Here is a 15,833-nt window from a genome sequence, read left to right on the forward strand (position 1 = left end):
TCAGGAGCCGCCCCGGTCGGCCGGCCCGGCCGCTTCCCGGCGGGCCGCGGCGACGGTGCGACGTGCGTCCCACCACGCGATCAGCGCGGTGCGCAGCCGGGGCGAGACGACCCGCTCGCCCCGGCGACGCGCCCCCACCTGGTCGACCAGCCAGGACGGGCCGGCGACGGCGGAGATCGCCCCGCTCTTGCCGATCAGGTCGCCGTGGCGCAACGCGTGCCGACCCCGGGCCATCGAGGTGAGCCCGAGATCGGCCAGGTCGGGGTCCAGCCACAACCACGGCCGCCGGGCCGCCCAGGCCCAGTAGCCGGTCAGTTCGGCGCGGGCCGCGGCGCGCACGTCGTCGTCGGTCATCGGCGGCAGGACCTCGCCCGGTGGGCGGCCGAGGAGGGCATGACCGTGCCGCACCAGCTCGGCCCGGGTGATGCCGGAGAGGATCCGCTGGACCAACTGCCCGTGCGTCCAGGTGGGATGCCGCGACGCGACGTCACGGACGGCGGCGGCTTCGACTACACGCAGCCCAGGTGCAGCCCGGCGGCGGGACCGGCGTCGAACCGGCGGTGCAGGGTGGCCAGCGCGGCCTGCCGGGTCGCGTCGACCGGTCCGGCCGTCACCGCGACCAGATCCAGGTCGCTGACGCCGGGTCGGTGGTCGCCGGTGGCGAGCGACCCGGCGACCATCAGGTCGGACACCCAGCCGAGCGCCGCCACCTCCCGCGCGAACGCGTCGACGGCGGCCGGGCGGATGGTCACGGCAGCACCGGGGCGAACCAGGTGGCCGCCTGGCCGTGGCCCCGGGTCCAGGCCAGCGGCCGGCCGTCGAGCGCGAGCACGTTGTGGAATCCGCCGTCCGGCGGCGCGGGCATCTCCGCGTGCGGCAGCACGGCGGGGTCCTCGTTGGCGAGCCAGTGCCCGGGCAGCGTGCGTACCAGCTCGGTGAAGGCCGCCCGACGCGCGGACGGCACCTGGTAGAGCACCGAGCTGTGGAACACCACGAGCGTCGCGCCGGCCGGCGCCCGCGCCGCCAGCGCCGGCAGGTCGTCGACCAGGTCGCCCCGGAGCAGCAGCGGCGGGTCGGTCACCGCGACCGCCGCCGCGGCCCGCAGCCGGTCCCGACGGTGTCGGTGCTCCGGCCAGATCAGCGCGTCCAGCCAGGCCAGGTCGGCCGGGTCGGTGACGTCGAGCGGGTGCACGTCCAGCCCGGCCCGCCACACCACCTCCGGCCGCCGGTCCGGCGGGGCCGCGCCGGCGAGCACGCAGTCCAGCACCGGCTCGCCGGCGCCGAGCCGCCGGTCGCCGTAGCGGTAGGCGTACCGGTCGGGGTAGAGGCACAGGCCGGCGGACGCGCCGACCTCCAGCAGCGCCAGCGGCTGCGGCAGCGCGGCGAGCACCGGCAGCAGCACCGCGCAGCGCCCGGCCTCGTTCGTCTGCGTCGCCCGGGCCCGCATCTGCGCCGCCACGTCCGGCCAGTGCGCCAGCACGTGTGCGCGGAACGCCGCCGGGTCGTCCACCGGGCCGCCCCGGAGTCGGACCACCCCGAAGAGCAGGTTCGGCTGGCGTTTGGCCGGCGGGAGCGCGTCGAGCAACGCGAGCAGCTCCGGGTCGCGCGCCACCGCCCGCGACAACCGGTCGTACGCCGGGGACACGTCGCGCGCCTCGCGGTCGGCGAACGCCTGATAGATGTCAGCCGTGCTCATCGCCCGAGCATGGCAGTTCCCGGCCGGTCACCGCTGACCCTGGTGGTGGGCTTCGCCGCCAGTTCGGGGAAGTGGCCAGGTCGGGGACGGGTGGATGCCGCCACTTCCCCGAAGTGGAGTGGATCATGAAGCGCCGCGAGCGCGGCAGGGAGGCCCTGCCGCGCTCGCGGGACGTGCGGTGGAACGTCAGCTGCAACCGCTGGTGGAGCCGCAACCCTCGCAGACGTAGCAGCTGCCCGCCGGCCGCATCTTGGTGCCGCAGGTGAAGCAGAGCGGCGCGTCGGCGGCCTTGCCGATCACGGCCTCCAGCAGTTCGGTGCTGGAGCCCACCGAAGGCGCGGGCTTGGCAGCCGCGACGTCGGCCATCTCCTGCGCCGGCTGGGCGACCGGGCCGATCTTCGGCTCGGGTGCCTCGACCGGGGCGGAGGAGGCCATCGCGGTGAGGTCCGCACCGCTCGCCTCCGCCTCCGCCTCGGCCCGAAGCTGGGCGGCCCGCTCCTTGGCGGTGAAGATGCCCAGCTCCGCTCGGCGCTCGTACGGCAGGAAGTCCAGCGCCAGGCGACGGAAGATGTAGTCCATCACCGAGGCCGCCATCCGCACGTCCGGGTCGTCGGTCATGCCGGCCGGCTCGAAGCGCATGTTGGTGAACTTGCTGACGTACGTCTCCAGCGGGACGCCGTACTGGAGACCGATGGAGATGGCCACCGAGAAGGCGTCCATCACGCCGGCCAGGGTCGAGCCCTGCTTCGACATCTTCAGGAAGACCTCGCCGAGGCCGTCGTCCGGGTAGGACGAGGCGGTGAGGTAACCCTCGGCGCCACCGACCGAGAAGGAGACCGTCTGCGACGGGCGCTTCTTCGGCAGCCGCTTGCGCACCGGGCGGTACTCGACGACCTTCTCCACGACCTTCTCGACGGCGGCGGCCTCGACCGCGGCCTCGACGGCCGCCTCGACAACTGCCTTGTTCGGCTTGGCCACCGACAGCGGCTGGCCCACCTTGCAGTTGTCCCGGTAGATCGCCAGCGCCTTCAGGCCGAGCTTCCAGCCCTCGAAGTAGATCTTCTCCACGTCGGCGACGGTGGCCTGCTCCGGCATGTTTACCGTCTTGGAGATGGCGCCGGAGATGAACGGCTGCACCGCCGCCATCATCCGCACGTGGCCCATCGGCGCGATGGACCGCTCGCCCATGGCGCAGTCGAAGACCGGGTAGTGCTCCGGCTTCAGGCCGGGGGCGTCCACCACGTGCCCGTGGTCGGCGATGTGCTCGACGATCGCCTCGACCTGCTCCTCGGGGTAGCCGAGGCTGCGCAGGGCGCGCGGCACGGTCTGGTTGACGATCTGCATCGAGCCGCCGCCGACCAGCTTCTTGAACTTGACCAGCGCCAGGTCCGGCTCGACGCCGGTGGTGTCGCAGTCCATCATCAGGCCGATGGTGCCGGTCGGGGCGAGCACGCTGGCCTGCGAGTTGCGCCAGCCGAACTTGTCACCGAGTTTGTTGCCGAGCGTCCACTGCTTGGTCGCCTCGCGCTGCACGGCGGTGCCCACGGTGCCGGTCGGCCGGATGCTGTCGTTGGCGGCGGCGTGCTTGCGCATCACCCGCTTGTGCGGCTCCGCGTTGCGGGCGTAGCCGTCGTACGGGCCGACGATGCCGGCCAGCTCGGCGGAACGACGGTAGGCGGTGCCGGTCATCAGCGAGGTGATCGACGCGGACACCTCCCGCCCCTGCTCCGAGTCGTACGGCAGGCCGGAGGCCATCAGCAGGGCGCCCAGGTTGGCGTACCCGATGCCGAGCTGCCGGTAGGCGCGGGTGGTCTCGCCGATCTTCTCGGTCGGGAAGTCGGCGAAGCAGATCGAGATGTCCATCGCGGTGATGACGAACTCGACCGACTTGACGAACTTCTCCACCTCGAAGCCGCCGTCGGCGCGGAGGAACTTCATCAGGTTCAGCGACGCCAGGTTGCACGAGGAGTTGTCCAGGTGCAGGTATTCCGAGCACGGGTTCGACGCGGTGATCCGCCCGGTCTCCGGGCAGGTGTGCCAGTCGTTGATCGTGTCGTCGTACTGCAGGCCCGGGTCGGCGCACTCCCAGGCGGCCTGGGAGATGGTGTGGAACAGCTTCTTCGCGTCGACCGTCTCGATAATCTGCCCGTCGAGCCGGCCGCGCAGGTCGAAGCCGCCGCCGTTCTCCACCGCGGTCATGAACTCGTCGGAGACCCGGACCGAGTTGTTGGCGTTCTGGTACTGCACGCTGACGATGTCCGCGCCGCCCAAGTCCATGTCGAACCCGGCGTCCCGCAGCGCGCGGATCTTGTCCTCCTCGCGCGCCTTGGTCGCCACGAACTCCTCGATGTCCGGGTGGTCGACGTCGAGAATGACCATCTTGGCGGCCCGCCGCGTCGCGCCACCGGACTTGATGGTGCCGGCGGAGGCGTCCGCGCCGCGCATGAAGCTGACCGGGCCGGAGGCGGTGCCGCCGGAGGAGAGCAGCTCCTTGGAGGAACGGATGCGGGACAGGTTGACCCCGGCGCCGGAGCCGCCCTGGAAGATCCGCCCCTCCTCCTTGTACCAGTCGAGGATCGAGTCCATCGAGTCGTCGACGGCCAGGATGAAACACGCTGAGACTTGACTCGGCGACGCCGTGCCGACGTTGAACCAGACCGGCGAGTTGAAGCTGAACACCTGGTGCAGCAGCATCCAGGTCAGCTCGTGCGCGAACACCTCGGCGTCGGCCGGGCCGGCGAAGTAGCCGTACTCCTCACCGGCGGTGCGGTAGGTGTCGACCACCCGGTCGATGAGCTGCTTGAGCGACCACTCCCGCTCCGGGGTCCCCACCGCGCCCCGGAAGTACTTCGTGGTCACGATGTTGGCCGCGTTGACCGACCAGGACTCGGGGAACTCCACCCCGCGCTGCTCGAAGTTGATCGAGCCGTCCCGCCAGTTCGTCATGACGACGTCGCGGCGCTCCCAGGCGACCTCGTCGTAGGGATGCACCCCCTCGGTCGTCCAGACGCGTTCGATCTTCAGCCCCGCCCCGGCCTTGTTCCGTGACTTGCTGGTCGTCACGCCCTCGCCCCCCTCGTCGGCACGGTCACCCACCGTGCCTGGTCACACTGTCAGAAATCAGAAATGTCAGCTGATCGCGCCGGTGGCGTCCGCCACGCCGGCACCGGCGCCCTCCCGGGCGCGCGCGGCGGCCCGCAGCGTCTCGATCTCCTGCTCGAAGTCGGCGAGCGAGTCGAACGACCGGTAGACGCTGGCGAACCGCAGGTAGGCCACTTCGTCGAGGTCACGCAGCGGACCGAGGATGGCCAGCCCCACGTCGTGGCTGGGGATCTCGGCCGCCCCCTTGGCGCGTACGGTCTCCTCGACCTTCTGTGCCAGCAGCGCGATCGAGTCGTCGTCGACCGGCCGGCCCTGACACGCCTTGCGCACCCCGCCGATGATCTTGGTGCGGCTGAACGGCTCGGTCACCCCGCTGCGCTTGACCACCGCGAGCACCGCCTCCTCGACGGTGGTGAACCGCTTGCCGCACTCCGGGCAGGACCGCCGCCGCCGGATGAGCTGGCCGTCGTCGGCCTCCCGCGAGTCGACCACCCGGGAGTCGGCGTGCCGGCAGTACGGACACCGCATCGCCCGACCTCCTCTGATCGATCACGGGCACCCCGACCGACTCCCGGGCACGGTTCGACCCGGCGGAGCCATCCTTCGATGACCGTCGCCGAGTGCGTGGCGCGGGAGTGCGTTCGGTAGTTGAACCCAACCTGTAGGCAACTTACGCCCATGTCACTACTACATCTAGGGGTTGACCGTATGCCGTCCCCCTAGCGAGGTCAAGTTGGTCGGCGTGTCCGGCGCGTCATCAGGATCACGTCCGCGACAACCTCGCCGAGGAGCCCAACGCCGGGACACCGCGCCCGGTCACGGGACGTCAGGATGGAACATCCGTTCGAGCGGGACGTACCATTTATCAGAACACCCGTTCGGAAATCCAGGATTCCGACGCGACACGCCGACATGACCTCGTACAGATGTTTGAAAATGGCCGATCTCACCTATACGGTCAGACCACACGCACCACGAGCCGACGAGGCACCCAGCGCCGACCAGGGAGGACGGACGTGACCGAGGACCGGGCCAGCCGGCAGAAGAACCCGCAGCCGATCGACGGGGCGGGTCCGCCGGCGTCCCGCCGCCCCCGCGCCGCGCGCAGCCGGGCCGCCCAGCCCGCGGTGCGCCCGGTCACCCCGGTGGTGAGCAGCTTCCCCGACCCGGCGACGGTCGACCTCACCGCCCGGCAGCGCCGGATCCTGGAGTTCATCCGCACCTGGGTCGAGCGCCACGGCTACCCGCCGAGCGTCCGCGAGATCGGCGAGGCGGTCGGCCTGGTCTCCCCGTCCAGCGTCGCCTACCAGCTCAAGGAGCTGGAGAAGAAGGGCTTCCTGCGCCGCGACCCGAACCGGCCACGCGCGGTCGACGTCCGCGCTCCCAGCGACGTCGACGACGAGGCCGCCCGCGCGCAGCGCCCCGCCCCGGCCTACGTGCCGATGCTGGGCCGGATCGCCGCCGGTGGCCCCATCCTCGCCGAGCAGGCGGTGGAGGACATCTTCCCCCTCCCCCGCGAACTGGTCGGTGAGGGCGAGGTCTTCATGCTCCAGGTCAAGGGCGACTCGATGCTCGACGCGGCGATCTGCGACGGCGACTGGGTGGTGGTGCGTCAGCAGCCCAACGCCGAGGTCGGCGACATCGTGGCGGCCATGCTCGACGGCGAGGCGACCGTGAAGACCTACCGGCGCCGCGACGGGCACGTCTGGTTGATGCCGCAGAACCCGGCCTTCGACCCGATCCCCGGCGACGACGCCACCATCATGGGTCGCGTGGTCGCGGTGCTCCGCCGGATCTGACCGTTGACGAGAACGAGGGGTGACCGCTGCCGGTCACTCCTCGTTCGTGTCGCTCAGTAGCGGTCGCCACGCGGCTCACGGCCGCCGGAGACCGGCCCGTACCGGCCGGGGTCGCCGTAGCCGTCGTCGTCGCGGGCGCCGCGCGGATCCCGGGGGTCGCGACGCGGCGGCTCGGCCCGGCCGCCGTCACCCCGCCGTCCACCGCCGCCCGGCTGCCCACGGTGCCCGGCGCCGCCCGGGCCACTCGGCCGCGCGCCGCCCTGACCGCCTCCGCCGCCGTAGACGCCACCGCCCTGGCCGCCACCGGCGCCGTACACGCCACCGCCCTGGCCGCCACCGCCGGCCGGACGGCCACCGTGGGGACGGCCGCCACCCTGCGGACGGCCACCCTGCGCGCCGCCACCGCCCTGCGGACGGCCACCCTGCGCGCCGCCGCCACGCTGCGGACGACCGCCCGGCGCGCCGCCACCGCCGGGCGGACGACCGCCCGGCACGCCGCCAGCGCCCTGGGCGCCGCCGCCGTACACCCCGCCGCCCGGGGGACGGCCACCGCCGTAGACACCGCCGCCCGCCGGTCGGTCGCCGCCGTAGACACCGCCGCCCTGACCGCCGCCGTAGACCCCGCCGCGCGGCGGGGCGTCGGGCCGGTTGTCGGCCGGGAAGCCGCCGCTCACCGGGAACTCGCCGCTGCGCTCGGACCCGCCGGCCGGCTCGACGGGCGCCGGCTTGCGCCGGGCCCGCAGGATGCCGAACATCCCGGCCCCGACCAGGAGCGCGCCGATCACCCCGACCGCGGCGATCAGGTACGTGATCTCGTCGAGCGAGAGCCCTTCGAGCCAGGACTTCTGGGCGGCGGCCTTGGTCTCGACCTTGCCGCCGTTGGGCAGCGCCTCGACCCCGGTGGTGGCCGGCGTGTAGCCGAGGACGTCGATCGGGTCCGTGGGGTCCAGCGAGCCGCCGTCGGAGACCGTGACGAACGACCTGCCGTCCGGCGTGTAGGAGATGGCCTCGCCGAACGGGTCGGCCAGCGGGGTGACCCGGGGCTTGCCGGAGGTGAGCGCCTTGACGAGGTCACCGCCGGCCACGTCGAACTCGAACGCGTCCGCGTAGGTGCGGAGGACGACCTTGGCGCCGTCGGGCGACCGGGCCCCGCCGGTGACCAGCGCCCGGCCGGGCGAACCGAGCTTGTTCTCGGTGTTGGTCCTGGGCAGCGTGACCTCGCCGACCTTCTTCATCGGGATCGGCTCGGAATCGCCGCTCGCCTTCAGCTTCGCGGTCGGGGTGAAGATCTCCGACTTGCCGGAGAGGGCCTTCGTGATCACCAGCGGCAGGTTGTCGTCGCCGACCAGCAGCGCCTCGGCGTCGTGCGGCTCCTTGCCCGGATAGGTGAGCCGGTGCAGCACCGGTTCCTTCGACCCGCTCAGCGGCATCGTCCAGACCGCGACGCGCTCCCGCCGGGTCTTCTTCTCGACGTTGTCGCCGGTGTCGGCGATCCACAGCGTCTTCCGGTCCGGCCCGAGCGCCAGGTCCTCGGTGTCGAGGGGGCCGTCACCGGAGTATCGGACCTCCCTGTCGACCTTGCACTTGGCGTCCAGGTAGAAGACCCGCTTGCGACCGGGGTCGTCGGAGCCGTCGTTGATGACGACGTAGCCGTTGCTCGTGGCGACCAGCCCGGACAGCTCACGCAGACGATCGTCGGTGACCGTGCACTTCTTCTTGGGAGCCGCGGCCAGCACCGGGGCCGCGGCGGGAGCCGCCGACACCGGCCCGGCCGGCGCCACGACCGCGCCGACCAGGCCGAGCGCGAGCGTGACCGAGGAGACAACGTGCCGCATGGCGCTCAGTGTCGCACGACCCGGGTTACCGGCGGGTGACGCCGGACGGCTCACCGCCCGGCGCCCACCCGCTCCTCGCTGGTGAGCCGGTCACCGGCGCGGTAGGGAGCCAGCTCGGCGGCGAGCGCCTGGCCCACCCGCACGTGCAGCAGCGTGCCCTCGGGCAGGTGCGCCGTGCTCAGCACCTCACCCTGCCGGTGCACCCGGGCCACCAGGTCACCCCGGTCGTACGGGAGCACCGCGCGGACCTCGACCGCCGGCCGCGGCAACCGACGCTCGATCGCCTCGCGCAGCTCGTCGACCCCGCGCCCGCTGTACGCGGAGACGAACACCGCGTCCGGCCAGAGCCGCTTGAGCCGCAGCATCGTCTCCTCGTCGGTGGCGTCGGTCTTGTTCACCACCAGCAGCTCCGGCAGCCGGTCGGCGCCCACCTCGGCCAGCACCTCACGGACCGCCCGGACCTGCTCCTCCGGATCCGGGTGGGTGCCGTCGACCACGTGCACCACCAGGTCGGCGTCGCCGACCTCCTCCAGCGTCGAGCGGAACGCCTCGACGATCTGGTGCGGCAGGTGCCGGACGAAACCGACCGTGTCGGAGAGCGTGTAGAGCCGGCCGTCGGAGGTCGTCGCCCGGCGGGTGGTCGGGTCCAGCGTGGCGAACAGCGCGTCCTCCACCAGCACGCCCGCGCCGGTGAGGCGGTTGAGCAGGCTGGACTTGCCGGCGTTGGTGTAGCCGGCGATGGCCACCGCCGGCACCGCGTTGCGGGAACGCCGGGCGCGCTTGGTCTGGCGTACCGTGGTCATGCCCTTGATCTCGCGGCGCAGCCGCGCGATGCGGTGCCGGATCCGGCGCCGGTCGGTCTCCAGCTTGGTCTCACCGGGACCACGCAGGCCCACGCCGCCGCCGGCGCCACCGCCGCGACCGCTACCACCGGCCTGCCGGGAGAGGCTCTCGCCCCAACCGCGCAGGCGCGGCAGCAGGTATTCGAGCTGGGCCAGCTCGACCTGCGCCTTGCCTTCCTTGCTCTTGGCGTGCTGAGCGAAGATGTCGAGGATCAGGGCGGTGCGGTCCACCACCTTGACCTTGGTGCGCTGCTCCAGGTTGCGCAGCTGCGACGGGGACAGCTCACCGTCGCAGATGACCGTGTCGGCGCCGGTGGAGAGCACCACCGCGCCCAGGTCGTCGACCTTGCCGCGACCGATGTACGTCGCCGGGTCCGGCCGGCTGCGGCGCTGGATCAGCCCCTCGAGCACCTGCGAGCCGGCCGTCTCGGCCAGCGCCGCCAGCTCGGTGAGGCTGTTGTCGGCGTCGGACTGCTTCCCCTCGGTCCAGACCCCCACCAGGACGACCCGCTCCAGCCGGAGCTGGCGGTATTCGACCTCGGTGACGTCGGTCAGCTCGGTGGAGAGGCCAGGGACCCGCCGCAGCGCCTGCCGCTCCGACAGCTCGTAGTCACCGGTGGTGGTGTCGAGCTCGTCGTCCTCGTAGGGATGGAAGGTCTCCTGCTCGCGCAAATCGCGTCTCCTGTCCGTTATGTGCATCGCCGAGAATTTTCGGCGCCTGACAGCAATCCTGACATGTGACAACGCCGCGCGCACGTGGGTTATGCCCGTGGCGCTACCCACCGGTAGTGGGGCCGGCTGCCGGCCGGCCCGGACCTGCGGGTAGAAATGCCAGTCGAGCCGTTCAGCGCCGACGGAGGAGTATTTTCTCGTGGCCATCACCCGACTGCCGAGTGCCGGATTCTCGATCACGATCCGGATCGCGGTACCCGCGGACGCCTCCTCCATCGGCCGGTTGACCACCGCGGCGGGCGAGGCCGGCGCCATCGTGACCGCGCTCGACGTGGTCGACTCCGACCCGACCAACGTGATCGTCGACCTCACCTGCGACACCGCCGACGCGGGCCACGCCGCCCAGGTCGTCGACGCGCTCACCGGGCTCGACGGGGTCGACGTGCGCAAGGTCTCCGACCGGACGTTCCTGCTGCACCTCGGCGGCAAGATCGAGGTGACGCCGAAGGTCGCGCTGCGCACCCGCGACGAGCTGTCCCGCGCGTACACCCCGGGGGTGGCCCGGGTCTGCATGGCGATCGCGGAGAACCCGGCCGACGCCCGCCGGCTCACCATCAAGCGCAACACGGTGGCCGTGGTCAGCGACGGCTCGGCCGTGCTCGGCCTGGGCAACCTCGGGCCGGCCGCCTCGCTGCCGGTGATGGAGGGCAAGGCGGCCCTGTTCAAGCGCTTCGGCGGGGTGGACGCCTGGCCGGTGGTGCTGGACACCCAGGACACCGACGAGATCGTGTCGATCGTCAAGGCGATCGCGCCGGCGTACGGCGGGATCAACCTGGAGGACATCGCGGCGCCGCGCTGCTTCGAGATCGAGGCCCGGCTGCGTGAGGCACTGGACATCCCGGTCTTCCACGACGACCAGCACGGCACCGCGATCTGCGTGCTGGCCGCGCTTACCAACGCGCTGCGCGTGGTGGGCAAGCAACTGCGGGACGTCCGGGTCGTGGTCTCCGGCGCCGGCGCCGCCGGCACCGCGATCATGAAGCTGCTGCTGCGCCAGGGCGTGGGCGACGTCATCGCGTACGACCGGCGGGGCGCCCTGCACCGTGGGCTGCCCGACCTGAACCCGGCCTGGCAGTGGCTGGCGGAGAACACCAACCGGGAGAAATACTCCGGTGACCTGGCCGGGGCGGTGCACGGCGCGGACGTGTTCATCGGGGTGAGCGCGCCGAACCTGCTCACCGGCGAGGACGTCGCCGCGATGGCCAAGGACGCGATCGTCTTCGCGCTGGCCAACCCGGACCCGGAGGTGGACCCGCGGGAGGCGCGCAAGTACGCCGCCGTGGTGGCCACCGGCCGGTCGGACCAGCCGAACCAGATCAACAACGTGCTCGCCTTCCCGGGCGTGTTCCGCGGCATGCTCGACGCGCACGCTGAGGAGTTCACCGAGGAGATGGCGATCGCGGCGGCCCGCGCCATCGCCGACGTGGTCGGCGAGGAAAAGATCAACCCGACGGTGATCGTGCCGAGCGTGTTCGACTCGCGGGTCGCGCCCGCGGTGGCCGCCGCGGTACGCGCCGCCGCGCAGAACCCGGCCGTCACGCCGCCGCCGGCCGCCGACCCCGGCCCGGCCGACCTCCCCGAGATCGCCGCCAACGCCAGCGCCACCCCCTGACGCCTCGCGCCTCGCTCCCGCCTCCCGCTCCCGCTTCCCGCCTCGTACCGGTCGTTCGCCTCGCATCGCCTCCGCCTCGCAGGCACAGCGACGCCGGCCACGTAGGCACGGCACGCCACCGATTGTCAGGGGCGCAGCGCGTCCGGGGTCAGGGGCGCAGCGCGTCCGGGGTCAGGGGCGCAGCGCGTCCGGGGTCAGGGTTCCCGTCGCCACCAGCACGGCCGGGCCGGCCAGCCAGCACGAGTCGGCGGTCACCGTCACCGTGAGGCGGCCGCCCGGGACGTCCACCGCCACGATGCCGGTCTCCCGGCCGACGTCGCGCAGCGCCACCGCCGCCACCGCACACGCGCCGGTGCCGCAGGAGAGCGTCTCGGCCGAGCCTCGCTCGTAGACCCGCATCAGCACGTGCGCGTCGGTGCCGTCGACCGGCTCGCCCGGCGTGGTGAACTCGACGTTCACCCCGGTCGGGAAGACCGAGGGGTCGACCTCGGGGGCACGGGTGAGATCCAGGCCGGCCAACTCCAGCGCGGCGGGCAGCGCGCACACCAGGTGCGGGTTTCCGACGTCCACCGCCGCACCGGTGAGGGTCAGCCCGCCCAGGGTGGCGGTGGCCGCGTCGTGGAGGCGGGGACGGCGCATCTCGACCGCCACGTCCGCGCCCTCGACGCGGGCCCGCACCAGACCGGCCCGGGTGGCCACCGGCAGCGTCCCGCCCGACGGGGTGACCAGCCCGGTCCCCAGCAGGTAGCGCACGAACACCCGGGCGCCGTTGCCGCACATCTCGGCGAAGGAGCCGTCGGAGTTCCAGTAGTCCATGAACCACTCGGCCTCGCCGGCCAGCGCGGCTCCCTCCGGGTGCTTCGCGGCGCGCACCACGCGCAGCACACCGTCGCCGCCGAGCCCGCGCCGCCGGTCGCAGAGCGCGGCGACCAGGCCGGGCGTCAGGTCGAGCGCGCCGTCCGGATCGGGCAGGATGACGAAGTCGTTGCCGGTGCCGTGACCCTTGGTGAACTCCACGCCCCCATCATCCCCGATCCGCGGCGGCCACCCGCAGGGCCGTGTCGACGAAGTCGGGGGCGGCGGAGTCCAGCCAACGCACCCGCGGGTCGCGCCGGAACCACGAGCGCTGCCGGCGGACGAAGCGCCGGGTTGCCCGGATCGTCTCCGCGTACGCCTCGGTCTCGGTCAGCTCCCCGGCCAGGAACCGCAGCAACTGCTGGTAGCCGAGCGCCCGACTGGCCGTACGCCCGGCCGGCAGCCCTTCGCCGACCAGCGTGCGCACCTCGTCGACCAGGCCGTCGGCCCACATCCGGTCCACCCGCAGCGCGATCCGCTCGTCCAGCCGGGCGGTGTCCAGGTCGACCCCGAGCTGCACGGACGGGTAGAAGGGCGTGGGCGCCGGCAGCGACGCGGTGAACGGCGCGCCGGTCAGCTCGATCACCTCCAGCGCCCGGACGATCCGGCGACCGTTGCTGGGCAGGATGCCGGCCGCCGCCTCCGGGTCCGTCTCGGCCAGGCGGGCGTGCAGCGGCGCCGGACCCACCTCGGACAGTTCCGCCTCCAACCGTTCCCGCAGCGCCGGGTCGGTGCCGGGGAACTCGAACTGCTCCAGCACCGCCCGCACGTAGAGCCCGGAGCCGCCGACCAGCAGCGGTACCCGCCCCCGGGCCAGGATGTCGTCGACCGCCGCCCGGGCCAGCTTCTGGTATTCGGCGACGCTGGCCGGCTCGGTCACCGGCCAGATGTCCAGCAGGTGGTGCGGCACGCCCTCCCGCTCGGCCGGGGTCAGCTTGGCGGTGCCGACGTCCATGCCCCGGTAGAGCTGCATCGAGTCGGCGTTGACCACCTCGCCGTCGAGGGCGTGCGCCAGCGCGATGCTCAACGCCGACTTCCCGGCCGCGGTCGGCCCGACCACCGCGACGACGGTCATGACCGCTCCCAGTTCGCCACGAAGTAGGCGACGCCGTACGGCGCCCGGTGGTGGCTCAGCTCGCCGCGCCAGTGGCCGCCCGCCGCGCCGACCGCGCCGGCCAGCACCTGCCAGGCCGCCCGCCCGGCGGCCCCCAGCTCGGCGGAGAGCACCGGGTCCAGGCCGCGTAACGCGTCGACGTCCGCGCCGGCCAGGGCCGCGGCGACCCCCTCGTCGTACGCCTCGGCGCGCGGGTCGTCGTACCCCGGCGCCCGGACGCCCCGGCAGGCCGAGCCGTCGCCGAGCACCAGCAGCGCGCACCGGTGATCGAGGTCCGCGAGCAGCGCCGCGCCCAGCTCGACCGCCTCGGCCGGGGTGGCGTCGACGGCGACCGACCGGGCCAGCCGGGGCAGCTCGGTGCCGGAGCGGTTGAGCAGCCAGGCGCCGATGGTCAGGCTCAGCGGCAGCACCTCCGCACCGGAGCAGGAGACCTTCCACAGCCGGACCGTCCGGTCGAGCCCGTAGCGGCGCAGGGAACCCGAGTCGGCGGCGTGGAACCTCCGGCTCGCCGGCCCGCCGCCGACCAGCAGGAGCGCCTCGGGCTCGGCGGCGAGCAGCCGGGCGACCGCCGCGTCGGCGGCGGCGCGCAGCTCGTCCAGCTCGGGCGCGGCGGCGCCGGCCAGCTCGGGCACGAGCAGGGGCGGGTGGGGGCAGACGGCGGCGGCGACCAGGGGCACGGCTCCAACCTATCGCCGACGCCCGGTGCGTCCCCGCGCCGATCCGGTCATCGAGGGCGTACGACACCGTATGGTCACGGTCGACGACAGGCGCTCGACACGGACGGGGGCGGACCTGTGACAATGCCGGGAGAAAGTTTGCTGCGCCGTGGCGGCGACCGAGGGCTGTTCCCTCGACGCCGGGAGAACGAGGATGGGCACATGAGCGACTGGACTGCCTTCGGACGGGTGGACGAGGACGGCACCGTCTACGTCAAGACCGCCGAGGGCGAGCGGGTGGTCGGATCCTGGCAGGCGGGGGCCCCGGAGGAAGGGCTCGCCCACTTCGCCCGGCGCTTCTCCGACCTGGTGACGGAGGTCGACCTGACCGAGGCCCGGCTCAACTCGGGCGCGGCGGACGCCGGCCACTCGCTGACCACGATCCGCCGGATCCGGGCGTCGCTGCCCGAGGCGCACGTGGTCGGGGACATCGACGCCCTTGCCGCCCGGTTGGACAAGCTGGCCACCGTCGCCGAGGAGAAGGCCGGCGAGGCCAAGGCGGCCCGCGAGGCCGCCCGGGGCGAGGCGCTGGCCCGCAAGACCGCCCTGGTCGAGGAGGCCGAGAAGCTGGCCGCGGAGTCGACCGGCTGGAAGACCGCCGGCGACCGGCTCAAGGAGATCCTCGACGAGTGGAAGACCATCCGCGGCGTCGACAAGAAGGCCGACGGTGAGCTGTGGAAGCGGTTCGCCGCCGCGCGGGACGGCTTCACCCGCCGCCGGGGCGCCCACTTCGCCTCCCTCGACCAGCAGCGCAAGCAGGCGCAGACGGTCAAGGAGGAGTTGGTCGCCGAGGCCGAGAAGCTCAAGGAGTCGACCGACTGGGGCGTCACCGCCGGCCAGCTCAAGGACCTGATGGCCCAGTGGAAGGCCGCGCCGCGCGCCGCCAAGGAGACCGAGCAGAAGCTCTGGGAGCGGTTCCGGGCCGCCCAGGACGAGTTCTTCACCCGACGCAGTGAGGTCTTCTCGGCGCGGGACAACGAGCAGCGGGGCAACCTGGAGCGCAAGCAGGCGCTGCTGGCCGAGGCCGAGGCGCTCGACGTCGACGCCGACCCGAAGGGCGCCCAGGCGAAGCTGCGGGACATCCAGGCGCAGTGGCACGAGGCCGGCCGGGTGCCGCGCGAGGCGGCCGCCGGCCTGGAGCGTCGGCTGCGCGCCGTGGACGACAAGGTCCGCGAGGTGATGGACTCGGCGTGGCGGCGCACCTCCAAGGAGGACAACCCGCTGCTGGCGCAGATGCGCGCCCAGGTCGCCGAGGCCGAGGAGCGGCTGGCCCGGGCCCAGGCGGCCGGCGACGCCCGCCGGATCAAGGAGGCCGAGCAGGCGCTCTCCTCGAAGCGCCAGTTCCTCCAGCTCGCCGAACAGGCCGGCTGACCCCCACCACACTCCACACTGCTCGCTGATTCACGGAAAGAGTGCCTGTTCCGCGTCGGATAGGCACTCTTTCCGTGGAGTAGTTCCATCTTGTTTGGGCTGGTGGGGTGGGGTTGACGGTGGGGTGTCTGGTAGTTGGTGGGCTGGTCGGGGGGTGGT

General features: G+C 73.0%; 11 protein-coding genes and 1 pseudogene. 3 read left to right on the plus strand and 9 right to left on the minus strand.

Annotated features, from left to right (window positions below):
- The 4 genes and pseudogenes from ACGFI2_RS21565 to nrdR all read right to left on the minus strand — a co-directional run bounded on the left by ACGFI2_RS21565 (position 1) and on the right by nrdR (position 5,326).
- A pseudogene (locus ACGFI2_RS21565) lies at positions 1 to 752 on the minus strand (nucleotidyltransferase domain-containing protein).
- Entirely contained in the window at positions 749 to 1,696 is a 948-nt protein-coding gene (locus ACGFI2_RS21570) for a DUF2332 family protein (RefSeq protein ID WP_393519812.1), read from the minus strand. The pseudogene ACGFI2_RS21565 and the gene ACGFI2_RS21570 overlap by 4 nt, the downstream one beginning before the upstream one ends.
- A gap of 186 nt (positions 1,697 to 1,882) precedes the next feature.
- On the minus strand, positions 1,883 to 4,792 hold the full coding sequence (locus ACGFI2_RS21575) for a vitamin B12-dependent ribonucleotide reductase (protein ID WP_393519815.1): 2,910 nt from the start codon (positions 4,790 to 4,792) through the stop codon (positions 1,883 to 1,885).
- Between the two features lie 33 nt (positions 4,793 to 4,825).
- Positions 4,826 to 5,326: a transcriptional regulator NrdR gene (gene nrdR / locus ACGFI2_RS21580; protein WP_393519818.1), complete on the minus strand. Its 501-nt coding sequence runs from the start codon at positions 5,324 to 5,326 to the stop codon at positions 4,826 to 4,828.
- Between the two features lie 488 nt (positions 5,327 to 5,814).
- On the opposite strand from nrdR, the gene lexA reads away from it, so the two are divergent.
- Entirely contained in the window at positions 5,815 to 6,597 is a 783-nt protein-coding gene (gene lexA, locus ACGFI2_RS21585) for a transcriptional repressor LexA (RefSeq protein ID WP_393519821.1), read from the plus strand.
- Positions 6,598 to 6,650: 53 nt separating this feature from the next.
- Here the strand turns inward: lexA and ACGFI2_RS21590 are convergent, their stop codons facing one another.
- Both ACGFI2_RS21590 and hflX read right to left on the minus strand, forming a co-directional pair.
- Positions 6,651 to 8,432, minus strand: a complete 1,782-nt coding sequence (locus ACGFI2_RS21590; protein WP_393519824.1) for a hypothetical protein — start codon at positions 8,430 to 8,432, stop codon at positions 6,651 to 6,653.
- Between the two features lie 50 nt (positions 8,433 to 8,482).
- The gene (hflX, locus tag ACGFI2_RS21595; RefSeq protein ID WP_393519827.1) at positions 8,483 to 9,946 is read right to left on the minus strand and encodes a GTPase HflX; all 1,464 of its coding nucleotides are present in this window, start codon (positions 9,944 to 9,946) and stop codon (positions 8,483 to 8,485) included.
- Between the two features lie 199 nt (positions 9,947 to 10,145).
- On the opposite strand from hflX, the gene ACGFI2_RS21600 reads away from it, so the two are divergent.
- Positions 10,146 to 11,618 (plus strand): NAD-dependent malic enzyme, encoded by a 1,473-nt coding sequence (locus ACGFI2_RS21600; protein ID WP_393519830.1) that lies wholly within the window; start codon positions 10,146 to 10,148, stop codon positions 11,616 to 11,618.
- Between the two features lie 171 nt (positions 11,619 to 11,789).
- On the opposite strand, the gene dapF is transcribed toward ACGFI2_RS21600, so the two are convergent.
- The 3 genes from dapF to ACGFI2_RS21615 are packed head-to-tail and all read right to left on the minus strand — an operon-like array spanning position 11,790 to position 14,264.
- On the minus strand, positions 11,790 to 12,635 hold the full coding sequence (dapF, locus tag ACGFI2_RS21605) for a diaminopimelate epimerase (RefSeq protein ID WP_393519833.1): 846 nt from the start codon (positions 12,633 to 12,635) through the stop codon (positions 11,790 to 11,792).
- Between the two features lie 7 nt (positions 12,636 to 12,642).
- Complete coding sequence (gene miaA / locus ACGFI2_RS21610; RefSeq protein ID WP_393519836.1) at positions 12,643 to 13,548, minus strand: tRNA (adenosine(37)-N6)-dimethylallyltransferase MiaA; 906 nt, start codon at positions 13,546 to 13,548, stop codon at positions 12,643 to 12,645.
- A complete protein-coding gene (locus ACGFI2_RS21615) occupies positions 13,545 to 14,264 on the minus strand; it encodes a hypothetical protein (protein ID WP_393519839.1) in 720 nt (239 codons plus the stop codon). Before ACGFI2_RS21615 ends, miaA begins: the two co-directional genes overlap by 4 nt.
- 201 nt (positions 14,265 to 14,465) lie before the next feature.
- Here ACGFI2_RS21615 and ACGFI2_RS21620 point away from each other — a divergent pair, with 201 nt between their 5' ends.
- Positions 14,466 to 15,674, plus strand: a complete 1,209-nt coding sequence (locus tag ACGFI2_RS21620) for a DUF349 domain-containing protein (RefSeq protein WP_393519842.1) — start codon at positions 14,466 to 14,468, stop codon at positions 15,672 to 15,674.
- Positions 15,675 to 15,833: the final 159 nt, after the last annotated feature.

It is taken from the genome of Micromonospora sp. NPDC049282, from assembly GCF_043197045.1.
Classification (GTDB): Bacteria; Actinomycetota; Actinomycetes; order Mycobacteriales; family Micromonosporaceae; genus Micromonospora.

Coding starts and splice junctions, on each gene's coding strand:
- nrdR (WP_393519818.1), bottom strand. CDS start 5,326: ATGCGGTGTCCGTACTGCCGGCACGCCGACTCCCGGGTGGTCGACTCG.
- ACGFI2_RS21620 (WP_393519842.1), top strand. CDS start 14,466: ATGAGCGACTGGACTGCCTTCGGACGGGTGGACGAGGACGGCACCGTC.
- ACGFI2_RS21590 (WP_393519824.1), bottom strand. CDS start 8,432: ATGCGGCACGTTGTCTCCTCGGTCACGCTCGCGCTCGGCCTGGTCGGC.
- ACGFI2_RS21570 (WP_393519812.1), bottom strand. CDS start 1,696: ATGAGCACGGCTGACATCTATCAGGCGTTCGCCGACCGCGAGGCGCGC.
- miaA (WP_393519836.1), bottom strand. CDS start 13,548: ATGACCGTCGTCGCGGTGGTCGGGCCGACCGCGGCCGGGAAGTCGGCG.